The organism is Pseudomonas putida, assembly GCF_005080685.1.
In the GTDB taxonomy this organism is placed as follows: Bacteria; Pseudomonadota; Gammaproteobacteria; order Pseudomonadales; family Pseudomonadaceae; genus Aquipseudomonas; species Aquipseudomonas putida_V.
On sequence record NZ_CP039371.1, the window covers coordinates 4,041,033 to 4,063,057 of the forward strand.

General features: G+C 61.6%; 22 protein-coding genes and 2 pseudogenes. 11 read left to right on the forward strand and 13 right to left on the reverse strand.

Annotation, left to right across the window (positions count from 1 at the left end):
- Nucleotides 1–13 precede the first annotated feature (13 nt).
- Nucleotides 14–991, reverse strand: coding sequence for a LysR family transcriptional regulator (locus E6B08_RS18350; protein ID WP_136915359.1), 978 nt, complete (start codon nucleotides 989–991; stop codon nucleotides 14–16).
- 156 nt (nucleotides 992–1,147) lie between these two features.
- Here E6B08_RS18350 and E6B08_RS18355 point away from each other — a divergent pair, with 156 nt between their 5' ends.
- The 5 genes from E6B08_RS18355 (at nucleotide 1,148) to E6B08_RS18375 (ending at nucleotide 6,748) form a co-directional block, all read left to right on the forward strand.
- On the forward strand, nucleotides 1,148–2,458 hold the full coding sequence (locus E6B08_RS18355) for an MFS transporter (RefSeq protein ID WP_136915360.1): 1,311 nt from the start codon (nucleotides 1,148–1,150) through the stop codon (nucleotides 2,456–2,458).
- Nucleotides 2,458–3,213 carry a class II aldolase/adducin family protein gene (locus E6B08_RS18360; RefSeq protein WP_136915361.1) on the forward strand — a complete coding sequence of 252 codons (756 nt, stop codon included), beginning with the start codon at nucleotides 2,458–2,460 and terminating at the stop codon, nucleotides 3,211–3,213. Before E6B08_RS18355 ends, E6B08_RS18360 begins: the two co-directional genes overlap by 1 nt.
- Before the next feature lie 2 nt (nucleotides 3,214–3,215).
- Nucleotides 3,216–4,148 (forward strand): 2-hydroxyacid dehydrogenase, encoded by a 933-nt coding sequence (locus E6B08_RS18365; protein ID WP_136915362.1) that lies wholly within the window; start codon nucleotides 3,216–3,218, stop codon nucleotides 4,146–4,148.
- A 26-nt stretch (nucleotides 4,149–4,174) separates the two neighbouring features.
- Nucleotides 4,175–5,191, forward strand: coding sequence for a histone deacetylase family protein (locus E6B08_RS18370; RefSeq protein WP_136915363.1), 1,017 nt, complete (start codon nucleotides 4,175–4,177; stop codon nucleotides 5,189–5,191).
- A gap of 210 nt (nucleotides 5,192–5,401) precedes the next feature.
- Entirely contained in the window at nucleotides 5,402–6,748 is a 1,347-nt protein-coding gene (locus E6B08_RS18375) for an OprD family porin (protein ID WP_136915364.1), read from the forward strand.
- 36 nt (nucleotides 6,749–6,784) lie between these two features.
- Here E6B08_RS18375 and E6B08_RS31535 read toward each other — a convergent pair.
- Nucleotides 6,785–7,288, reverse strand: a pseudogene (locus E6B08_RS31535) (hypothetical protein); the annotation flags it as partial.
- Nucleotides 7,289–7,303: 15 nt separating this feature from the next.
- On the opposite strand from E6B08_RS31535, the gene E6B08_RS18385 reads away from it, so the two are divergent.
- Nucleotides 7,304–9,061, forward strand: coding sequence for an OPT family oligopeptide transporter (locus E6B08_RS18385; protein ID WP_136915365.1), 1,758 nt, complete (start codon nucleotides 7,304–7,306; stop codon nucleotides 9,059–9,061).
- 442 nt (nucleotides 9,062–9,503) lie between these two features.
- Here the strand turns inward: E6B08_RS18385 and E6B08_RS18390 are convergent, their stop codons facing one another.
- Nucleotides 9,504–11,570: a TonB-dependent receptor family protein gene (locus E6B08_RS18390; RefSeq protein ID WP_136915366.1), complete on the reverse strand. Its 2,067-nt coding sequence runs from the start codon at nucleotides 11,568–11,570 to the stop codon at nucleotides 9,504–9,506.
- A gap of 513 nt (nucleotides 11,571–12,083) precedes the next feature.
- Here E6B08_RS18390 and E6B08_RS18395 point away from each other — a divergent pair.
- Nucleotides 12,084–12,893, forward strand: a complete 810-nt coding sequence (locus E6B08_RS18395) for an aminoglycoside phosphotransferase family protein (RefSeq protein WP_192938557.1) — start codon at nucleotides 12,084–12,086, stop codon at nucleotides 12,891–12,893.
- A gap of 9 nt (nucleotides 12,894–12,902) precedes the next feature.
- Here E6B08_RS18395 and E6B08_RS18400 read toward each other — a convergent pair whose 3' ends face one another.
- From E6B08_RS18400 to E6B08_RS18410, 3 genes are all read right to left on the reverse strand, one after another.
- The gene (locus tag E6B08_RS18400) at nucleotides 12,903–13,118 is read right to left on the reverse strand and encodes a cold shock domain-containing protein (RefSeq protein ID WP_136915368.1); all 216 of its coding nucleotides are present in this window, start codon (nucleotides 13,116–13,118) and stop codon (nucleotides 12,903–12,905) included.
- Nucleotides 13,119–13,170: 52 nt separating this feature from the next.
- Nucleotides 13,171–13,386, reverse strand: coding sequence for a cold-shock protein (locus E6B08_RS18405; RefSeq protein WP_136915369.1), 216 nt, complete (start codon nucleotides 13,384–13,386; stop codon nucleotides 13,171–13,173).
- Between the two features lie 405 nt (nucleotides 13,387–13,791).
- A complete protein-coding gene (locus E6B08_RS18410) occupies nucleotides 13,792–14,028 on the reverse strand; it encodes an acyl carrier protein (RefSeq protein WP_136915370.1) in 237 nt (78 codons plus the stop codon).
- Nucleotides 14,029–14,177: 149 nt separating this feature from the next.
- Between E6B08_RS18410 and E6B08_RS18415 the strand changes: the two genes are divergently transcribed.
- A complete protein-coding gene (locus tag E6B08_RS18415; RefSeq protein ID WP_238349238.1) occupies nucleotides 14,178–14,519 on the forward strand; it encodes a hypothetical protein in 342 nt (113 codons plus the stop codon).
- A 45-nt stretch (nucleotides 14,520–14,564) separates the two neighbouring features.
- Here the strand turns inward: E6B08_RS18415 and E6B08_RS18420 are convergent, their stop codons facing one another.
- The 7 genes and pseudogenes from E6B08_RS18420 to E6B08_RS18460 all read right to left on the reverse strand — a co-directional run bounded on the left by E6B08_RS18420 (nucleotide 14,565) and on the right by E6B08_RS18460 (nucleotide 20,433).
- Nucleotides 14,565–16,754, reverse strand: a complete 2,190-nt coding sequence (locus E6B08_RS18420) for a TonB-dependent receptor (protein ID WP_136915371.1) — start codon at nucleotides 16,752–16,754, stop codon at nucleotides 14,565–14,567.
- Nucleotides 16,744–17,148: an RNA polymerase-binding protein DksA gene (gene dksA, locus E6B08_RS18425; protein ID WP_136915372.1), complete on the reverse strand. Its 405-nt coding sequence runs from the start codon at nucleotides 17,146–17,148 to the stop codon at nucleotides 16,744–16,746. Before dksA ends, E6B08_RS18420 begins: the two co-directional genes overlap by 11 nt.
- A 506-nt stretch (nucleotides 17,149–17,654) precedes the next feature.
- Complete coding sequence (locus tag E6B08_RS18440; RefSeq protein ID WP_136915375.1) at nucleotides 17,655–18,413, reverse strand: creatininase family protein; 759 nt, start codon at nucleotides 18,411–18,413, stop codon at nucleotides 17,655–17,657.
- Nucleotides 18,414–18,618: 205 nt separating this feature from the next.
- Nucleotides 18,619–18,882 carry a DUF2790 domain-containing protein gene (locus tag E6B08_RS18445; protein WP_136915376.1) on the reverse strand — a complete coding sequence of 88 codons (264 nt, stop codon included), beginning with the start codon at nucleotides 18,880–18,882 and terminating at the stop codon, nucleotides 18,619–18,621.
- Nucleotides 18,883–19,100: 218 nt separating this feature from the next.
- On the reverse strand, nucleotides 19,101–19,514 hold the full coding sequence (gene arfB, locus E6B08_RS18450; protein ID WP_136915377.1) for an alternative ribosome rescue aminoacyl-tRNA hydrolase ArfB: 414 nt from the start codon (nucleotides 19,512–19,514) through the stop codon (nucleotides 19,101–19,103).
- Nucleotides 19,515–19,522: 8 nt separating this feature from the next.
- Nucleotides 19,523–20,016, reverse strand: a pseudogene (locus tag E6B08_RS18455) (DUF1543 domain-containing protein).
- A gap of 24 nt (nucleotides 20,017–20,040) precedes the next feature.
- Nucleotides 20,041–20,433, reverse strand: a complete 393-nt coding sequence (locus E6B08_RS18460) for a VOC family protein (RefSeq protein WP_136915378.1) — start codon at nucleotides 20,431–20,433, stop codon at nucleotides 20,041–20,043.
- A 425-nt stretch (nucleotides 20,434–20,858) separates the two neighbouring features.
- Here E6B08_RS18460 and E6B08_RS18465 point away from each other — a divergent pair, with 425 nt between their 5' ends.
- From E6B08_RS18465 to E6B08_RS18475, 3 genes are all read left to right on the forward strand, one after another.
- Complete coding sequence (locus E6B08_RS18465) at nucleotides 20,859–21,098, forward strand: hypothetical protein (protein ID WP_136915379.1); 240 nt, start codon at nucleotides 20,859–20,861, stop codon at nucleotides 21,096–21,098.
- A gap of 162 nt (nucleotides 21,099–21,260) precedes the next feature.
- Complete coding sequence (locus E6B08_RS18470; RefSeq protein ID WP_192938558.1) at nucleotides 21,261–21,530, forward strand: DUF3077 domain-containing protein; 270 nt, start codon at nucleotides 21,261–21,263, stop codon at nucleotides 21,528–21,530.
- Nucleotides 21,531–21,684: 154 nt separating this feature from the next.
- Nucleotides 21,685–21,999, forward strand: a complete 315-nt coding sequence (locus E6B08_RS18475; protein WP_136915380.1) for a DUF3077 domain-containing protein — start codon at nucleotides 21,685–21,687, stop codon at nucleotides 21,997–21,999.
- The last annotated feature ends 26 nt before the right edge of the window (nucleotides 22,000–22,025 follow it).

Consider the following 22,025-nt stretch of genomic DNA (forward strand, 5'->3'; position numbering starts at 1 on the left):
CGCACCGAGAATGTCAGAACCGATCAGCGGGATCGGTGGTCATGAGCATCTGCTGGAAACGATCGAGGAAGATCGACTCGGCCTGGGTCAGCTTCTGCTCGCGGTTCCACAACAGGTACACGTTGACGTCGATCACCCCTTCCCATGGCGGCAAACGCCAGAGTTCATTGGCTTGTACATCCGCCGCGACGATATGCTCCGGCAGGCAACCAATGCCATAACCCGCGCCGACCAGGCGCAGGATTTCATCCAGGCTCGGCGACGAAGCGATGAGGCGCCCAGTGAAACCATGCTGATCACGGAACACCGTGAGCGGCGACAGATTGCCGCCGATCTGGTCACTGGTGAAGCTGACGAAATTCTCGCCCTGCAAATCCGCCACCGACAGATTCTTGCGCCCGAACAGCCGATGGCGCTTGCCGCAATAGAACGCGTAGCGCTGTTCGAGCAAGACCCGCTGCTCCAGCCGCGGCTGGGGCGTACGACACAGGCTCAGGCCGAACGATGCGGTTTTCTGCAACAGGCCACTGACCACATCCGCACTGCGCAGCACGTCGATCTCAAGCTCTACCTGTGGGTAGTCATTATGAAACTGCGCAAGAAAATCATCGTAGGCACGTGACTGGATGCGGCTGATGCTGAGCAGGCGGATCTTGCCCGTCACCGTCTCGGCCGGGCTGTCCAGCGCAGGCCCCAGGCGGGACACCGTACCGTAGAGTTCGGCAGCGATCTGCATCACTTCCTCTCCCGCCTGCGAAAGGGTTATACGCGGTCCACGACGCACCACCAGCGCGCTGTCCAACTGCTCTTCCAGACGCCTGAGTGCCTGGCTGATAGCCGGCTGACTCAGGTGCAAGCGGGCCGCCGCCCGGCTGATGCTGCCCTCCTGGCCGATCACCAGGAATGTCCGCAACAGGTTCCAGTCCAGACGATCGTTAAGAAAACGCTTGGCTTCGGCGTTTCGGGTAGGCGGCACTGCGGGCGTCGTCATTATTCGTTGGTCTTATACTTAAGTATTTAAATTAGAAGCTTTTCCTAGAATAGGTGTTGCCTCAACATCTAGCAACGCACCGCCAGAGTGCCTTTGCCTTGCCCGTGCAGGGCCCCTTCTTCTCCTGCCTATAACAATGACGCCCAGGAGCCTCAGATGACCCGCAACTCCCCCACCCCGCGTCGTGCCGCGGCGGCTGCCTTCATCGGCACCACCATCGAATTCTACGATTTCTACATCTACGCCTTCGCTGCGGCCCTGGTCCTCGGGCAGCTGTTCTTCCCCAGTGACAACCCGATGCTCAGCACCATGGCCGCGTTCGGCAGCTTTGCGGTCGGCTTCATCGCCCGTCCATTCGCAGGCATGGTGTTCGGCCACCTGGGCGATCGCCTCGGGCGCAAGAAGATGCTGCTGGTGACCATCGTCCTGATGGGGGTTGCCACCACCTGCATCGGCCTGTTGCCGACCTACGCCCAGGTGGGTATCTGGGCGCCGATCGGGCTGATCTTCCTGCGTTTGCTGCAAGGTATTTCGGTCGGTGGCGAATGGGGCGGCGCGGTGCTGATGGCGAGCGAACACGCCCCCAAGGGCCGCAAGGTGTTCTTCGCCTCGTTCGCCCAATGGGGCAGCCCGGCGGGCCTGCTGCTGGCGTTGATCGCCTTCCGCTTCATCACCTCGATGGAGCAGGACGACCTGATGAGCTGGGGCTGGCGCATTCCGTTTCTGATGAGCGGGCTGCTGATGATCGTCGGCCTGGCAATCCGATTCGGCGTGCCGGAGTCGCCTGAGTTCGCCGAGGTTAAGGACAACGACCAGACCTCCGACAACCCGGTGGCGGAAGTGCTGCGCAAGAACTGGCGCAACATTATCTTCGCAGCCCTGGCCGTGACCATCGGCTCCGGTGGATTCTTCTTCACCAACACCTTCATGATCACCTACGTCACCCAGTACCAGGGCATCGCCAAGACCACCATCCTCAACTGTCTGTTCGTGGTCACGATCCTGCAGTTCCTCTCGCAACCCTGTTCGGCCATGCTCGCCGAGCGCCTGGGCGAGGGGCGCTTCCTGAAGTGGGTGGCATCGCTGTGCATCCTCGCCCCCTACCCAATGTTCCTGCTGGTACAGACTGGCAACGTGGTCTACATGACCGCCGGCATCACCCTGGCCGTGGTCCTGTTGTCGGCGCTGTATGCAGTGATCGCCGGCTACATGGCCGAAGCCTTCCCGGCGCGGGTGCGTTACTCGGGCATCTCCATCGCCTATCAACTGGGCAGCGGCCTGACCGGCGGCCTGACACCCATGCTGGGAACTTTCCTCGCCGGCCAGTTCGCCGGGCAATGGGTCCCGCTGGCCATGTTCTTCAGTGTCCTGGCGCTGATGTCGCTGACCGGCGTGTTGGGGCTGGCCCAGCTGCGCAGCGCCAACAGCAAGCCGGTCGCCCTCTCCACCTCGCAAGGAATCGCTTGATGAGCAAGCCTCTCACCCTCTCGGACATCGAATGGCAGTCGCGCTGCGACCTCGCCGCGCTGTACCGCCTGATCGCCTACTACCGCATGACCGACCTGATCGACACGCACATCACCCTGCGAGTGCCGGGCCCTGATCGGCATTTCTTGATCAACCGCTACGGCGTGGCGTTCGAGAAGATGCGCGCCAGCGACCTGGTGCTGATCGACCTGGACGGCAAGGTGGTCGACAGCCACTACAACGATGGCAAGGTCAATGTGGCCGGATTCGTCATCCACTCGGCCATCCACGATGCGCGGCCAGACCTGCACTGCATCATCCACACCCACACTGCCGCCGGCATGGCCGTAGCCGCGCAGCGTGACGGCCTGTTGCCGCTGACCCAACACGCACTGAAGTTCTACGGCAACCTGGCGTATCACACCTACGAGGGCATCGCGCTGTCGCTGGAAGAGCGCGAACGCCTGGTCGCCGACCTCGGCTCGTGCAAGGCGATGATCCTCCGTAACCACGGCCTGCTGGCAGCGGGTGGCAGCGTCGCGGCTGCGTTTCACGAGATCTATTTCCTCGAGCGCGCCTGCCAGGCGCAGGTCCAAGCGATGTCCGCCGGCGTGGCGCTGAACTTCCCCAGCGAGGAGGTGTGCCGACACACCGCCGCGCAATTTGCCCGCGATGGCATCGACGGCATCATCGACATGGCCTGGCAGGCCGCGCTCAGTCTGATCGACGAGCAGCGCAGCGACTGGTGCAGCTGACCATGGCCCGCCTCGTATTGCTTTGCCAGAACCCCGGACTGACGGATTGGTTGGCCGCGTTGTTCGCCGAATATGCCCCGCATCTGGACGTCATGCGGCCAGACGACGCCCACGCGCAACAGGCCGAAGTGGCGGTCTGCTGGTTCCCTCCCGCGGGCAGCCTGGGAGGTTTGCCGAACCTGCGTCTGGTGCACTCGATCGGCTCGGGCGTCGATCACCTGGCCCAGGACGGCTCGCGTGATGCACAGGTACCGGTATGCCGGGTGGTCGACCCCGATCACACCCAGGGCATGAGCGAGTACGTGCATTGGGGCGTGCTGCATTTTCACCGCGGTTTCGACCAGGTGATCGCTGGCAACCCCAGGCAACATTGGCAGCGCCCGGTGCAACGCAAGGCACAGGATTTCAGGGTCGGCGTAATGGGCCTGGGCGCGATTGGCGCGCCGGTGGCACAGCGTCTGGCCGCAGCGGGTTACGACGTCCGCGGCTGGGCACGCACGCCGCGGCAGATCGACGGCGTCACGACCTATGACGGCGCGCATGCGCTGCAGGGTTTTCTCGCTGGGCTGGATGTGCTGGTCAACCTGCTGCCGCTCACCGCCAACCCCCATGGCGTCCTGAACCACGAAGTGTTCCGCCACATGGCAACAGGCAGCGCATTGATCAACTGCGGTCGCGGCCAACACCTCGACGCTGACGACCTGCGCGAGGCTCTGGCAAGTGGCCAACTGCGCGGCGCCTTGCTCGACGTGTTCGAACAGGAGCCACTGCCCGCTGAGTCGCCGCTGTGGCACACGCCGGGCGTCTGGGTGACACCGCACATGGCATCGGCCGCCTCCGACCTGTGCATCGCCCAGCAAGTGGCCGACAACGTGTCGCGCCTGAGCGCAGGGCTGGCACTGAACAACCTGGTCGATCCCGAACTGGGCTATTGATCGCACGCGTTACCAAGAGGTCATCGATGAAAACGTTTTTCCACCCCGCTCAACGCCTGCACCATCCCCGCTCCTACCTGTCGCGCGGCCAGATGCGCCAACCACAGGAACTTCCAAGCCGCATCGATCCGCTGCTGGCGGTGGTCGAGAAACTCGGCTACCCGCTGCATCAGCCCGCCGACCATGGCCTGGCGCCGCTGGCAGCGGTGCATGGCTCGGCTTACTTGGACTACCTGAGCAGCGCTTACCAGCAGTGGCACGAGGTACCGGAAGATTGGGGCGATGAAGTCATGTCCAATATCTTCATCCGCGAAGGCAACCCCTTGCGCGGCATCCTCGGCAAGACCGCCCGCTACCTGGCCGACGGCAGCTGCCCGATCGGCGAGCATACCTGGCAGGCGGCCTATTGGTCGGCGCAGAGCGCAGTGGCCGCCGCCCATGCGCTGATCGAGGGCGACCACGCCGCCTATGCCCTGTGCAGGCCACCGGGGCACCATGCCCGGGCCGAAGCCGCTGGCGGATTCTGCTTCCTGAACAACGCAGCCATCGCCGCCCAGGTGCTGCGTGGCAAGTTCGCCAAGGTCGCGGTGCTCGACACCGACATGCACCACGGCCAGGGCATCCAGGAAATCTTCTACGACCGCGACGATGTGCTGTACGTGTCGATTCATGGCGACCCGACCAACTTCTACCCCGTGGTCGCCGGTTTCGATGACGAGACCGGAACCGGTGCGGGTGCAGGCTTCAACCTGAACCTGCCGATGGCTCACGGCGCCAGCGAGGCAGACTTCTTCGCCTGTATGGACCTGGCCGCAGCGGCGCTGCGCGACTTCGCCCCGGATGTACTGGTGCTGTCGCTGGGCTTCGACATCTACGAGGGCGACCCGCAGTCCAAGGTGGCCGTCAGCCATGAAGGCTTCCGCCTGCTCGGCCAGCGAATCAAGGCGCTGGGCTTGCCCTGTGTGGTGGTTCAGGAAGGTGGCTACGACATCGCGACCCTGGATGAGAACGCCGCGCGGTTCTTCGACGGCCTGACCGCTTAGACGCCCTTCCCGGCGACATGGCGCCTGTAGGAGCCGGCTTGCCGGGGATAGGCGCCAAGCGGTTTTCACGCGCAAAACAACAATAAAGCGTCGCAACTTGCCTCAACCCAAGTTAGCGACCAGGCCCTCGGCTGCCCGTTCGACGACGCAGGGCCAATAACAATAAATCTTCACGCTGCCGTTCTTGAATCTGGCAAAAAGGAAGTGTCTATGTGGCGCAAAGTTTTCACGTGGGGGATGGCGGGTGCGAGTGCCTGCCTGTGCGGTTCCATGGCCGATGCAGGCGAAGCCGAGCATGGCTTTCTCAAAGACAGCACGACCACGGTTGGCTTCAGGAATTTCTACTGGAACGCCGACAACCGTAACGGCAGTTACCTGAATCCTGCCGGCGAACGGCAGAGTTATCGTCAGGAATGGGCCCAGGGTGTGCTGGCCAAGTTCAACTCCGGTTTCACCCAGGGCTTGGTAGGCTTCGGCCTGGACCTGCACTACATGGGCGCGGTGAAACTGGATGGCGGCAAAGGCCGGGTCGGCGATGGCATCGGCAATGGCGGCATCGTCTCGCGCGACAACCAGGGCGCTCCCAAGAGCGAGTACTCCAAGGCCGGTGGCGCGGTGAAGATGCGTATCGGTAGTACCGAACTGGCCTATGGCGACCTGTTCCCCGACTCTCCCGTGCTCAAGTACGGCGATATCCGCCTGCTGCCGCAAACGCTACGGGGCTGGAATCTCACCGACCGCACTTTCAACGGGCTGACGCTCAATGGCGGACGGTTCACCTCCAGCAGCGATCGTGCCGAGACCAATCATGGCGGCAAACTGGGGACCGCATACGGCGGGCGCCAGGCCGACAGTGACTTCGTCAGCTACTACGGTGGTATCTACACCGGCTTCGATAACGTGAAGATCAAGCTATATGGTTCGGAACTGGACAACATCTGGAAACAGCAGTTTGCTTCCGTCGAATACCGGGTGCCATTGAAGGTGGGTGGCGTATTCAACACTGGCGCCAACTACTACCGCACCCGTGATACCGGCAACTCACTGCTCGGCGATATTCGCAACGATGCCTGGAGTGCCCGCGTGGGTTATGCGCTGGCCGGCCACAAGTTCGAAGTCGCCTACACCCGGATCGATGGCGACCAACCTTTCGACTACGTGTGGAACAGCTTCGACATCGAACTCGACGCCGCCTCCCAGGGCAGCGACTTCAACAGCCCCAACGAGCGGGCCTGGAGCGCACGCTACGACCTCGATGCTGCGGTGCTCGGAGTACCTGGGCTGAGCTTCACGGCGCGCTACATACGCGGTACCGATATCGACGGCCGTGGGGCCGGCGGTGCGTACGCGCGCTACCAGGCGGTCAGCGACGGCTCGCAATGGGAGCGTGATCTCTGGGTGAAGTACGTGGTGCAGTCGGGGCCGGCGAAGAACCTGTCGCTGCGGGTCCTGCATGCGTCGATGCGTACGGGGGGTGATTATGGGGCGATTGCCAATGATCTGGACCAGACCCGGATCATTCTGGACTATCCGTTGGATTTGAACTTTCTGAAGTAGACCAGGAGGGCGGTGGCGCACGTTCGCATGGCGCGCTGACGCCACTACACCACAGCGATTACCCACTGCGAGCTTGTGACCTACTGCCGGCTGTTGTACGTACTTGATGAACCCGAGCTGGTCGACGCCGTACCGGGTGATTCCAATTGCTGAGACAGTCACGTTCAGATCTTCATCGATACCTGTCATCCACTGGTGTTCCCTGCTGGACTTCAGGTTCGCAGGTTTAGACATTTGCTCGCTCCATCGAGAGTCAGCCTCGATGATGATTGGCCCGCCTTTCAGGCGCCACAACTGACAGAAATGATAGGCGCGCGCGGGGGCTGCTTTGCAGCCCATCGCAGGCAAGCCAGCTCCTACAAGGAAGGCGCTGCTCGTGAAGGACATGCAGGGCCTGTGGGAGCTGGCTTGCCTGCGATGGGCCGCAACGCGGCCCCATTTGCCAACGCACTGGCATCCGGGTCGATCCGCGAACACCAGCACCACCAGTGAACCTTCGTGGCTGTCGAGGCTCAGTTGTCCAGACCGCGCTTGCGACATGCACAAAGGATTGCCATGGCAGATGCCCCCACAAACGCCCTCCCCAAGGTCTGTGTCGAACGTGAACTGAGCCTGCGAGCGGTGTTCACCGGCGTAATGCTGGGCATTTTGCTCACGCCTTCGAACGTGTATGCAGGGCTCAGGATCGGCTGGTCGTTCAACATGTCGATCATCGCCTTGCTGGTCGGTTTCGCCCTGTGGCAGGCCCTGGCCGGACGCAGCAACGGCCGGCCCGCGTGGACGTTGCACGAAAGCAACATCAACCAGACCGTCGCGTCGGCCGCCGCCTCGATCGTTTCCGGCGGGCTGGTCGCGCCGATCCCGGCCTACACCCTGCTCACCGGGCACCAGCTGGATCCGGTGCCGATGATGGCGTGGGTATTTTCCGTGAGTTTCCTGGGTATCTGGATTGCCTGGTACCTGCGCCCCGCCCTGCTCAACGACCATGATTTGAAGTTCCCCGAAGGCATGGCGACTCTGGAAACGCTGCAGCAGATCTACAACCAGGGACGTGAAGCCATGACCCGGATCAAGGTGCTGTGCAGCGCCGCGCTGTTGTCCGGGCTGGTGAAATGGATCGACGTGTTCGCCTGGACGATTCCCCGCTGGGCACCCACGCCTGCGCTCGAGCGCCTGACCTTCACCCTCGACCCTTCGCTGATGCTCATCGGCTTCGGCGGCATCATCGGTATTCGCGTGGGCCTGACGCTGTTGATCGGCGCCGCGCTGGCCTGGGGCGGGTTGGCGCCGTGGTTGATCGAGCATGCCCTGGTGGTACTCCCCACGAACGCCAGCGGCCCGCAGTTCGGCGCGCTGGTCGAATGGCTGCTGTGGCCGGGCGTGAGTCTGATGGTCTGCGCGACCCTGACCTCCCTGTTGGTTCGCCTGCTGCACGTGTCACGGCGAGCGTCCAGCGACCGCGTGGTCAATCGGGCGCCGCGCGCCAGGATGCGGTTTTCCCCTTGGGCCGCATCGGGCCTGCTGCTGGCCATCGTCCTGGTAGTGGCCCTGCAGGCGCTATTGTTCGGGATCGACTGGTGGATGGCGTTGTTAAGCATTCCGTTGGCGGTCTGCCTGGCCGTCGTCGCCGCACGCGTGGTCGGCGCCACTGGCATTGCGCCGATTGGCGCCATCGGCAAGTTGTCGCAGCTCAGCTTCGGCCTGGTCGCCCCGGGCCAGGTGGCGATCAACCTGATGAGCGCCAACACGGCCGGTGGCGCGGCAGGGCAATCCACCGACCTGATGAACGACTTCAAGGTGGGCCTGGCGATCGGTGCCACGCCCCACAAGCAGCTGATTGCGCAATGCATCGGTATCTTCATCGGCAGCGTGGTCGGCGTGCTGGTGTACCTGATGTTGATCCCAGACCCGCAGAGCATGCTGCTGACCGCGCAGTGGCCCGCCCCGGCCGTGGCGACCTGGAAGGCCGTGGCCCAGACGCTGACGCAGGGGCTGGGCGCGCTGTCGCCGGAGATCCGTTGGGCGATAGTGGCCGGCAGCGCGGCTGGCGTGCTGCTGGGCGCGCTGGACAGCCTGCTGGCGCCACGATGGGCCCGCTGGCTGCCGAGCACTGCCGCGCTGGGGCTGGCATTCATACTGCCGGCGTCGATTGCGTTGATGATGGGATTGGGTGCGGTGCTCACCTGGTTGGTCAGTTGCCGTTGGCCGAGCGTCACCGATCGCTTCGCGATTACAGCGGCGGCGGGGTTGATCGCGGGTGAGAGCATTACCGGGGTGGGGGCGTCGTTCTGGGAGATGTTGCGGGCGCTGTAGCAGGCCAGGTGGAATCGCGGGCAAAAGAAAGCCCGCCGAGGCGGGCAAGAACTATCACGTAGGGATGGGTGTAGCTTGCATGAGGGCACGTGAAAAAAAGGTGAAGGGAACGTATTCGCAATGTCATTCGTCTTGATGCGGGTGGTGCGGCTGGGTAGAACTTGTCGTGAAATGGACATTGTCTCGGAGATCGAGCGCCGCCCGCGCGGCGCATCGCGACGCAAGACCGCTCCCACATTTGTTTGTCTGTCAGGCCATGGTTGTTCGCCTTTGGCGGCAACACAGATATCGCGCCGGGCCCATCAGGCTGACAACCATGGCCTATCAGACATGATTGGCCCGAAACAGATGTGGGAGCGGCCTTGCGTCGCGATGCGCCGCGCGGGCGGCGCTCGATTTACGCGGCGCTGCAAACCTAGAGACGAACACCTCATCGTCAGGATCAGAAGTTATAGGTCACACCCGTGAACGCACCGAAACCGTCACCTGGGTACAGCGACGCCACGTCCCTGCCCTGTGAGTTGTAGGTTGGCAGCACCGCAGTCACGTAGTCCTGGTCGGTGATGTTCTTCAGGTCCAGGTACACCTGCCAGGCCTTGCCCGGGTCGTCGTAACCCAGACGTGCGCCCCACAGGGTGTAGGACGGCGCGTAGAAGCTGTTGGCGTAGTCCACTGCGGTTTTCGAGGCGGTGCGCACGTTGACCCCGGCGTAGAAACCGTTGGCCCACTGATACTGCAGCTCGCCCTGGTAGATGTGCTTGGGCAGGCCCGGCAGCTCGTTCTTGCTGAACAGAGGGTCGTTTTCGTAGTGGAAGTCGTTGAGGGTGTAGGCTTGGCGCCAGGTCAGGCTGTCACCGTTGGCGCCTTGCCACAGACGGGTACTCAGGCCGGCTTCGATACCTTGGTGGATGGTGGGCGTGGCATTGGAGGTGGATACCACTGCGGCGGAGGTGCTGGTGGCGGGAAGCACTTCGACGTTGAGCAGTTCGTTCTTGACCCACGACTTGTAGAACGCCAGGCTGCCGTCGAAAATCCCCGACTTGCCCTTGATGCCGAACTCGATGGTGTTGGCCGCTTGCGGGACCAGCGGCTTGGCATAGTTGCTGGTGACCCCTGAGCCGGAGCTGGACCAGGAGCTTGGCGGATCGATGGTGCGGCTGGCATTGGCGAACAGTTGCACGTCTGGGGCGATGTAGTAACGCAGGCCGATTCGCGGCGCGAGCTTCCATTCGTCGTACTTGTAATGGTCCGGCAAGCCGCTGGTGTTGGCGCGATCGCTGAAGGTGACATTGATGTCACGCTTGATCTCTATCGCCGACAGGCCGGTGGCCAGGTACAGGTTGTCGGTCAGGCCCAGGTCATTGCCCAGGGTGAACACATGGTCGAACGAGCCGTCGTACTCGACCTGCTTCTGCAGGATGCCCAGGTCCTTGTCGCCACTGTAGGTGCGCACGCCTGAGCGAATATGCTGGGTACTGCTCCACCCCACGGTGGTGGTGCTTGGCAGGCCGAACAACTGGTCGGTGCGGCTGTACTTGAGTGAGTAGTTGATGTCGCGCCAGTCCCAGTAGTTGGGGTTGACGGTGCTCTTGCGGCTGAGGATCTGCGGGTAGTTGTGGTACACCAGCCCGGCTTCGAGGGTGGCGTCGTCATCGAAGGTATAGGTGGTCTTGCTGCCCACCCAGGTGGAGCCGCGCTTGGTGGAGTCGCCACGGGACGCATAGGTGGCCGCGTTGGTCTGCTTGGCGTTCTTTTTCAGCTGCGCCAATGTCAGGGTGCCGGAGTTCTCGTGGTATTCCTCGCGGTAGCGGATGTACAGGCGTGTTTCGAGCTTGGGGTTGAAGCGATAACCGAAGTTGCTGACCACCCCCTTGGCCTTGGTGAAGGTGAAGTCCTGGTAGCCATCACGCCTGGCGTTGTCGACACTGACGTAGTAGTCGGCATTACCGACCACGCCGCCCGTGCTCAGGGTCTGCTTCTGCCAGCCGAAACTGCCGCCTTCGAGTTTGATGCGGTTGCCCGGCGCAGTCAGCCCGGAGTTGGTCACGAAGTTGATCGCCCCGCCGAGCGACAATGCACCGTACTCGAAGGCGTTGGCGCCACGCAGCACTTCGGTGTAGTTCAGCCCCTGGGTATCGAGAAGTTCATAGGGTGTACCGCCGGCACCGGTCAGCGCGAGGCCGTCGAAGAGAAACTTGGTGCCTTCTCGGAAATAACCGGGCGAGGTGTTGGCGCCAGAGCCGCGTATGGAAATCTTGATGGCATCATTGCCGCCGGCAGACTGCGCATAGACCCCGGGCTGATACGCCAGGGTATCTTCCAAGGTCGCCGAGCGGCCTTTTTCGACTTCGGCCTGGGTCACCAGGCTGGTACCACCCGCGACCTCGTCGAGTTTGCTCTGAGCGACCTGCGCAGGGCTCTGCTTGGCGGCCTGGACGGTGACGGTGCCCAGGCGCTTGTCGCCGCTGGGGTCGGGATCGTCAGCCGAGGCCCACGGGGTGAAGGTCAATAGTGCGCTGCTTACAGCGAATAGGGATGAATGTCGGAATACTGCAGAAGTTGCCCGGTGTTGACGTTTCAAGGTCTTGCTCCCCACCTGATTTAAATTAGGCGAGTTTCTATTGGCATAGTCAATCTCACAGGGGGCAGAGCAAGGAGTGGGCCAACGGGCAAAGTGCCTTGTTTAAAGAGGTTCGAACCGGCCGAGACAACGGTGGGAGTGTTGGGTACGAGGACGAATGTCATTTCCGTGCTGCAAAATAGACAGTTAGGCTTTATGCATCCCGGATCCTTACTGGCAGTTTTCAGGATCGATAGCGAACACTCCAGTTGCGCTATCTCCCCCCCAGGCTCAGAAGCTGTATAGGCCCACCGGCAGGACGAACACGGTGTCCAGCCTCTTGAGCAGCTACGCCACCTGCTGTCACCCGCGCCTACCATTTCTGCCAGTTGCCTGTATCCGAGCGTCGTCCCCCTAATAGGCCATCGTTCAGCGCGACAGCCGACAAGGATGCGAATGTTCATGAATGCACCCGATTTTTCCCGCTTCATACGCCAATGGAGTTTGACCAAAGACGGTACCCCTTTTCGATCCACGACCTCCTGGCTCTTGCCTGTGCAGTACCAAGGTATCCCGGCCATGTTGAAGGTCACCGACAACCCAATGGAGCAGGCCGGCGCACGGCTGATGATGCAGTGGGCAGGCGAAGGCGCAGCGCGGGTGCTGGCCCATTACGATGATGCGGTGCTACTGGAACGTGCCGGTGGCAGTCGATCCCTCGCCCGGATGAGTGCGCAAGGCCAGGACGATCAAGCCACCCAGCTGATCTGTGACGTCGCGATTCGCCTGCATGCACATCGAATTGGCAAGGCGTTGTCCCTCATCAGCCTCGTTCACTGGTTTCGACCGCTGCTTCGGGTCGCCGGCCAGCGAGGCGGCTTGGTTGGCAAAGGTGCCGAACTTGCCTGCGAACTGCTGGCGTCCGAGCAAGAGCGCGTGGCGCTTCATGGCGACCTCCACCATGACAATGTCCTGGACTTCGGTCGCGCCGGGTGGCGGGCAATCGACCCCAAGGGGCTGTATGGGGACAGAGGCTATGACTATGCCCTTCTGTTTTTCGCTCCGCTGAAAAATCAGGGCCTGGCGGCGAAGCTGTTCGAGCGAAGGCTTGAGATCGTCAATGCCGCCTCGGGAATAGACCGCATCCGCCTATGCCAGTTGATCCTCGCTTGCGCTGGGTTGTCCGCCGTGCTCGAGCAGCGGCATGGGGTGTCGGCTGATGCAATGGAAGTCTGCGCCCTCGCCGTGTCCACGTTAGAGGGTGGCCAATGAGCCCAGAAGCTAATCGGGCTTGGGCTCATCGTCTTCGATGATGATGTTCACCGCATACCAAAGGCCATCTTCGCCCAGGGCCAGTTCATAGCTGACGGACTGGCCCTCTTTGATCTGCGCCGTGCCGTCGGCGAACGCTTCGCGGCGGAAGATGACGTCGGCAGGATCGGGCGCCGAGGTGTGAAGGGCTTTGAACGAGACAGGTTGTCGGTCTTTGCGGGTCATGACTGCGTCTCCTGTAGGCTGGGAGGTCGCACTGGGCTGACAGATCGGCGAGCTACATCTCGATCCTCACTTGATCGGCCTGCTTGCCTTTCTGGCCCTCTACAGCGATAAAGCTGACCTTTTGACCTTCCTTGAGGGTTTTGAAACCGTTCCCCTCGATTGCCCTGAAATGCACAAACAGATCCGGGCCGGACTCAGGCGTGATGAAGCCATAGCCCTTCTCATCGTTGAACCATTTGACTGTGCCGCTTTGTCTTTCTGCTGGCATCTTCTTGATCCTCGAACAGTGCGCTGGATTGCAAACGGCCAGGGGTGGCCTTGGGGATGATCATGCAACCAGCAGCGGGAGGGTTCTACTGGCAGTTTTGCCAGGTAATTGGGTAGCGCCCTGGCCGAGGCACTGTTGGGTGATGCCGAGCTGGGGCTGCGCCGTTGAGACCTGCTGTGTCCTGTCTGGCCTCTTCGCGGGCAAGCCCGCTCCTACAGGTACGGCGCCAGCCTCAAGAACAGCGCTGGTCCTGTGGGAGACCTGCTGTGTCCTGGCTGGCCTCTTCGCGGGCAAGCCCGCTCCTACAGGTACGGCGCCGGCTTCAAGAACAGCGCTGATCCTGTGGGAGCGGGCTTGCCCGCGAAGAGGCCAGCCGGGACGCCGCTGGAACGTCGGCTTGCAGACTCACTTTCGCAGCACGTGGTCGATCTGATCGGCAAGTTGCCCGACCGTAGTCGAATCAAAACGCTCATCAGGGATGGCGAGTTCCACTTCGAATTCGTCCTCGATCATCAGCACCACATCGAAAACGTCCAGGCCGTCGTCATCGAGGCTTCCCAGGGTGGACTCCCTCATGATCTCGCAATCCAGGAACGCGTCTTCCAGGATTGCCTTGATGCGCTCAAAGCTGCTTCTGCTCATAGGGGCTGCCGCCGCGCAGTGGTTTGACACACCATGATGGGCACAACGAGGGTTTGTCGGTACTGGCAGAATTGTCAGGCCAGGGTGAGTCGCCGGTCTCGCCGATAAACAACGAAATCTTGAGGGTCAGCTAAAGTTTTGATGAGGGCATGAACCGTGAGATAGCGATCATGATAAAACAAGAAGCAAATGAGGTGATTGAGCGGATCCGGGACGATCTCAAGCGACATGGGGTACTCATCGGCTACGACCCAGACTTTACTACCCCTGAATTCGGCTGCGACCTTGATTATCAGGTGGCTCAGGTCCGAGAGGATCCACAAAACCGCGTCGTGGGTATCATCATCCATGATGAAGGCTTGTGGGCTCAGCTCAGGCAAGGCGCCGTGTACCGATGCATCGTCAGTGACTGTGGCGGCAAGCTATTCGGATTGCCGATCACCATAGAGCCTAGAGATGATGAGTCCTACACCATCCAGTACAAACTCTAGGCATCAGTACGGCAGCCCGGGGCCGCAATGCGGCCCTGACCTGTCTCAGAAGTAATACCGAACCGAAGCACCCAAGGTCGTCGAAGGTTGCGGAACAATCACCAGGCCACTGTTGGTACCGTAGGCAATTTCAGTTCCGTAGCGATGAGGCTGGAAGGTGCCATACACGCTGAACTGATAATCCCGATAGTCGTAACTCGCCCGCAGGTCATACCGGGTATAGGGCGGCATCTCATGTTTCTCTGTTCCGATGTAATAGGGAATGCCGTCAAGGTGGTACACATCCGCATTGAGGGTCAGCTGGCCATTCATGAAGGCATTGCGGTACTGCACGCCCGCCTTGTAGGTGTGCTCCGGCACGACCAATAGAGCGCCGGTACCCGCCGGTGGATTGTTGATGACCGCGTCGATGATTCGCCCGTAGCTCATGTAGGTGCTGACAGTGGACGTTACCCGGTAAATGAAGCTGGTTTCAGCACCCCGCCGGGTGGTGTCGCCCACTTGCTCGTAGACCCCGGGCGAAGTCTGCACGGTCTCGCTGTCGTTTTCGATGTAGTAGAACTCGGTGGTGTTCGACAACCGCTCCGTAGGCCTCACGGTGAAGCCGATGTCGTAGGACTTGACCTTGCTCGGCCGCACATCGCCGTTGACCTGCCCACCCGTCTGGCTCGGCGGCAGCGCACTGCTGCTACCGGAGCTTATGTATTCCGCGGCAGGTGAGCGAAATCCCTGCGCGACGTTGGTGAACAGTTCGAGTTGTTCGATGGGCGTCCATACCAACCCGAACTTCGGTGTGGTGACAGAGCTGTGATAGCCCGTATCGGCGTTACGGAATTTCAGGTTGTCGATGTCATAGTCAAAGCGATCGTAGCGAACCCCGGCCAACAGCTTGAGTGATTCGAACGGTTTGTACTGGCCCTGGGCGAATACGCCATAGGTGATCAGATCCATGTCGAAGTCGTAGTAGAAATTCGGCGTGGGCTCGAAGTCTCGGTATTGCTGGCGGAAGGCATCGCCTTTGTCGCGACGTATATCGGCCCCTACCATCAGCGCTGCGGTGTCTGGAAAGACGAAATTGTAAGCGACTCGCCCGCCATAGATGTCGCGGTCATCCTTGCCGTAGTTGTGGGTAACGGTGCCGTTGGAAATGGCTCGTACGCGTCTGAAGTTTTCGTAATAACCGCCGTAGTACAGGCCAGCTTCGTCATAGGCTGGCGCCCGATTGAAGACGAGGGTATTGCGATTGGCGTTGCCGAAGCCATACAGGTTGTCGGTGTCGCGCCGACCGATGGTGCCGGCCCGCAGTGCAGGCAGGTTCAGATAACCGTCGTTCTTGAAATCCGACTCATAGTGGCTGAACCGGGTCGAATACCTGGCGTCGTCGAAGACCTTGGAAAGCTTCCAGAAATAGTTGTCGCGGTTGGTTTCGGCGGCTTTTCGATAGCCATTGGTCTTGTACACATCGGCCACGAACAGCGACTCGAAGCCTGCGTGTTCGCCCGCCAGCACCAGGTTGGCCCGGCGCCCGTCATAGCTGGCGATGTCCAGGCCAATGCTCGACGCGACATCCCCCCCATCGAGCGTTTCGATATTCACGGCTCCCGCGCGGTTCTGATCGCCGAACAGCGCCGAAACTGGGCCCTTGATGACATCGACACGCTTGATCATCTGCGGCGTCAGCCATTCCATGAACACCGGCCCATGCCCTGCGCCGCCTTGGCTGGACGGGATATTCTGCGGCACACCATCCACATACACCGCCACATCCGCGCCGTGAGTGCCGTTGGTGGCGAACCCGCGCATGCGAAAACCGTTACCGGTGTCGCCCTGGTCGATATTGTTGGCCACCACACCCGGCACGCGGCGGTAGATGTTGGAGATGTCGCGATCCACATTGAGGGTGCGAAGCTCTTCGTCGGTGATCGTCGACACCGCCGCAGGCAGACTCTGCGCGTCGTTGCTGACCTTGCTGCGCGCCAATGGATCAAGGCGCCCGCTACGCCCGCCCTCCCCCGTGACTTCGATCGCATCGAGCTCCGCCACCTCTGGTGCCTCGACTTCCAACGCACTCGCAGGTTCCGATGCGCCCAATCCTGTCAGCGCTGCGCCAGTCAGAACCCATACCCTGCCGCGTTTCATACATCCATACATAAGGACAGCCTTTCGATGTTTTGAATTGTGTTGCGCAAGTTGCTCGGCGCCCTCGGCGGGCGCCCGGGAGCGGTCAGCTTTCACGCATGTGCCGCTCCTGGCGCTCCTGCCGTTCTTTCGCCTCGATGCACAGGGTCGCGGTTGGGCGTAACAGCAACCGTCGCAGACCGATGGGTTCGCCGCTTTCCTGGCACCAGCCGTAGTCGCCGCGGGAGAGCCGCTCGAGCGCTTCGTCGATCTTGTCCAGGAGTTTTTTTTCGCGTTCCAGCAGGCGCAGTTGCCACTGCCTTTGCTCCTCGACAGTGCCCAAGTCGGAAGGGTCGCTGCTGGGCTCGAACTCCCGCATCGCCTGGAATTCGCTGGAGATCCGCGCCTGTAGCTCGGTGCGCTGGGACAGCAACAGTGCGCGGAAGAACGCCTGTTGTGTGGCGTCCATGTAGGCTTGGTCTGGCATCGAAAGAAGCTCTTGCTCTGTCATCGCGGGCATCCCTTGGTGAAACTTTGTGTGACCGGGTCGCGGACCATTGAGCGAACGTGAGTAACACGAGCCGAGACCTGAATGAGGCCTCACATGTTATAACGTAACACTTACTTCCACCAGCAGCAGCTTACCACCACCCCACCGTGAGGGCTCTTTTCTGTAGGAACGCACAGCAGTCCTGTGGGAGCGGGTTTACCCGCGAAGATTACACCGCGGGGCATGGCACCGGCCCTGCTGGTGTTCGCGGGTGAACCCGCTCCTACAGGTACGGTGCCGACCTCGGCAACGGTGAAGATCCTGTAGGAGCGGGCTTGCCCGCGAAGCAGACACCTCAATGCATGGCACCGGCCCTGCCGGTGTTCGCGTGCAAGCCCGCTCCTACAGGTACGGCGCAGGCCTGGGCTGCTGTGAAGATCCTGTGGAGCGGGTTTACCCGCGAATGGCCACGTGGTTCGAGATGCCATGATCGGCACAACCGACTTCGCAGGTTACCGGCATGAATGTCAGTCAGAATCCCCCGGATTGCTTTCGCGGCTGAACGCATCCACCGCCTTCACCAACCCCTGCGCAGCCATCATCACCAGTTGCCCACCCTTCTGCGGCGTGGCCTGCCCCGGGTCCGAGCCCATCCGCCCGTCCGGATGCCGGGCACGGAAATCCTGGGCCTCGCGGATAGGCCCCCAGTTGGCGACCTGTGGCGAGTAGTCGGCCGTCTTGATGCACTCCGGGTATGCCCATTGGGTCACGGCAATCTCCGATGGCGTGGCATGGATGCCATGCCCCGTGGGGAACTGCTCCTTGGCCAGCGCCTCGACCCCTTCCAGGTCCCACCAGTTGCACAGCTTCAGGGCAAACCCTGCTGGGCGCCGGGCGAAACTGGCCTCGGCATAGATCTGCGAAAACGCCGCCTCGATCGATGCCACGTTGCCGCCATGGCCGTTGAGAAACAGGATCTTGTCGAAGCCGTGGGCCACCAGCGAGCCGACCCAGTCGGTGATCGCCGCGATGAAGGTCGACGGCCGCAGCGAGATCGTGCCGGCAAAACCCAGGTGATGCTGGGCCATGCCGATGTTGAAGGTCGGCGCAACGAGGATATCGGCGTCCTTCTGCGCCTGGACGGCGATGATTTCCGGGCACATCCAGTCGGTGCCCAACAGCCCGGTCGGGCCGTGCTGCTCGTTGGAGCCGATAGGGATGACGATGGTACGGCTGCGTTGCAGGAAGCGTTCGGTTTCAACCCAGGTCGATCGATGTAGGAGCATCTTGGTTCTCTCTCGGTAAGGACCTCGACATCATTAAGATCACCATCAAGGCACCCCGTGGCAAGGTCACGCGCAAGGTGAAGGCGCGCTGGCTGGCGGAGCGGGTGCGCATGGCAGCGCTACTGGCGCAGGAACCCGCGGTCGAGCCCTGCGCCAGGGGATGTGAATCACCAGTTCATGGCCGTACTCCTGTGAAGGTGGGGTTTCAGTTCTCGCCGACGCAGTTGTCTGCCGTTGTGCGGTAGTTAAGCACCTGGGTCTGGTCGTGGGAGTCGAGGTAGGTCAGTTGGGCGTTGACCACACCGCAGGCCGGGGCTGCGTCCTGGCGGGTGGAGAGCACTTTCTTGATGTCCAGCTGGGTGCCGTACGTGTAGTTGCGGGCGCTGTCGGCGGCTTCGGCACGGGCGGCCAGGGTGCAGACGTTGAGGGCGGCAAACAGGCAGGCGGTGTAGATGGCTTTGCGGTTCATGGCGGTGCTCTCCGGGGTTCGATGGGCTGTTCAGTCGCTCCGAGGCGCTGTGCCTCGATGGAGTCCATTTGACGCCCGGAACGTACCTGGCCTGTGTCAGCGAACCCTGCCGCTTGAACCACTACGTATCGGCGGGCGCTGCTGATACATGGCGATACAAGAAGGCGCGACTGGCTGGACCGTAACCGAGCCTTGCCAGCGCCCCTTCATCACTCGCACTAGTAGTCCACCTTGCCCCGCCCCGCTTTGACCGTGCTGCGCCGGGCCTTGCCATCGAGACGGCGGGTCTTGGAGCCGAGGGTCGGCTTGGTAGGCCGGCGTTTCTTCTCGGTCTTGCCGGCAGCGATGATCAACTCGGCAAGACGCGCCAGTGCGTCCGTGCGGTTCTGCTCCTGGGTGCGGTACTGCTGGGCCTTGATGATCAACACGCCGTCGCCGGTGATGCGATTGTCACGCAGCGCCAGCAGCCGCTCCTTGTAGAACTCGGGCAGCGACGAGGCGCGGATGTCGAAGCGCAGGTGCACGGCGCTGGACACCTTGTTGACGTTCTGCCCACCCGCGCCCTGGGCGCGGATATAGGTCAGTTCGATTTCGGCATCCGGCAGATGCACGTTGTTCGAGATAGTCAGCATGACAGTGCCTATGGAAGCACGATGTAGTCGTTGCGCTGCACGACCCCAGCATGGGGCCCTTCGACGAGATGCACATAGCGCCCGCCCACGGCATCGATGGGCAAGCAGTCATCCACGTCCAGCAGCGCATCGGTGTGGGCTTTTTCCCAGTGTGACAGGATCTGCCGCTTGCCCTTCTCCTTGGCCTCCCGAATGTCCCGCGCCACCACCAGCAGGTACTGGTGCGCTTCGCCGAACGCCCCCGCCTCGTAGCCACCCAGGTTGATGAAGTACAGGCGCGGCGCACCCGGCAACGGCGCCAGTGGGCTCAGCTCCACGCGCCAGCCCTCGACCCGTCGACGGCCATCCATGAATCGATGTGTACGCCTTTGGGGCTGCCGAACCAGCTTTCGCGAAGCTGCGGGTAGGCTTGCTCCAACGTATCGGCCACGACGAACGCGACATCGTGCACCTCTATCTTCGCCCGCGGATGCTTGCCGCCGAGCAGTACCACAAACAGCATTCGATACCCCTGCTACCTTGCGCGTCAACCACTGAAGAACACCGCGAGCTTGTTGCCGGTCGGGTCTCGCAGATAGGCGACGTAAAAGTCGGGAGTATAAAGCGCGCGCGTGCCAGGAGCACCCTCGCTGGTGCCGCCATGGGCCACGCCGGCTGCGTGAAGCGCGTCGACCTGGTCGCGGGATTGGGTACGGAACGCGGGCATCATGCCGTTGGCGGGGGTGGCTGGGCCGCCGTCGAAGGGTTTGCCGACGTGCACCGTGCCGGGGCCGTTGAGCTTGTCTGGGGTGTTGGGGAGCGCGTAGCTGCTGACGTCTTCGGAGTCGTCTTTGGTGTAGCCGAGTGGGAGCAGGATCGCGTCGTAGAAGGCGGTGGATGCGTTGACGTCGTTGGCACCGATCCATAGGTAACTGAGCATGAGCGTCTCCAAGGGTTACTGGGCGGGTACTGCTTGAGACCTGATGCACGGGGTTGGATTCACGGCTGCCGACCGATGGGGTTGTAGGCCCATATGAAACAATGCGTATAAAAATCTGAGGCGGAAAAAATCAGATTAAGGCTCTTCTCTGTAGGACGTTTCCCAAAGATACTGTTGCGGCCTATTTTCCGTTGCGGCCTGGTCGGGAGGCGTTTTAGTCTCGGGGCGTCGTTGCTCATCAACGATGCAGCTTTGACAGGCTGGACGGCAATTAGTCTATGGCTAGCCCTTTATGGTAGCTGTATGTGGGGCACGTTCGCGTGCGCCGGGACTTTGCTATTTGCCACCGGTCTGTCAACCCACGTACAGCTGCCACCCTTCTGTTTGACAGCAGGTAGGTGGACGCTCCAATAAGGTAAATAGCCATGTTGAAGATAGTCCCTGATCCACCGAACAATCCCCACTCCCTCGAAGATACGCTGATGGTCGCCGCGAACTATGCGCGGTGCGCAGAAGCCGTGGTGCAGCAGGCTGTCGTGATGCAGCCCACGTCGCCGGCAACGGCCCTGATCATGGCGACAGCGCATGAGCTTGAAAGCTTGAGAAAGTTGATCGCCTCAGCGTTGGCCCAGGTCCAGCAGCGTCCAGATCAGCCGCCCGCATAACCAAGCCACATCACGTTATGCCTGGCCTGGCCTCATCGCGAGCGACCTTGCCTCACATGCCCACCCTTCCCTTCCCCCAGCTTGAGCGGTGGGCAGGTAGGAGCCGGCTTGCCGGCGATAGGGCCAGCCCAGGCACCTACGAAACTTCAGGGAGAATGACCAATGCCAATGGACGATTCCAACCCCAAATGCACGGTAGGCAGAACCCGGTTCCACCAAGGTGAAAACCAGACCCAGCTGTTGTTCTGCATCGAGCCCGGCATTCCTTGCAAGCATGCCCGCAAACAAGCCTCCGAATTCATGGGCTACGCCCGCAACCTGAGCGCTGCAGGAGTGATGGAAGACGCCCCCCAACTGATGTGGGCCGCCCACTACCTCAGCGGCCTGGCCAAGGCCCTGTTGGACGATGCCGAGCTAGGCCTGAGCCGCTGAACGCTGCTGGCCCAACCCGGCCTCTACGCCGCTCAACCCGCGCCCACTGGCTCTACACCAACATCAAAAACAGCACAAACCCTGTAGGAGCGGGTTTACCCGCGAACACGGGCTTCGCCCGTGCCATCCCCCGCCAACCCCGAGGACCAATCGCATGCCATGCAAACCCTCCCGAGTCCCCCCCGTACTCGACCAAAACCTGCGCCCCAGCTACAGCCGAGCCCAACCCCTGTTCTCCGTTTCCCCAGGCATCACTCTCCAATACGCCTCGACAGAAGCCCGAAAACTGATGGACTGCGCCCGGTACCTGGACCAGACCGCTGTGATGAGTGACGACAAGCAAATGAAAGCGGCGGCTCACCACGTTCTGGACATGGTTAAGGTCCTCCTGGAAGAGATTGAGCAAGGGATGCTGCCTTCGCGGTTGCGGGCGGAGTTTTATGCGCCTGATAAACGTGATCGGAGTTGAAGGCACGCATAGATTGTCAGAAGGGC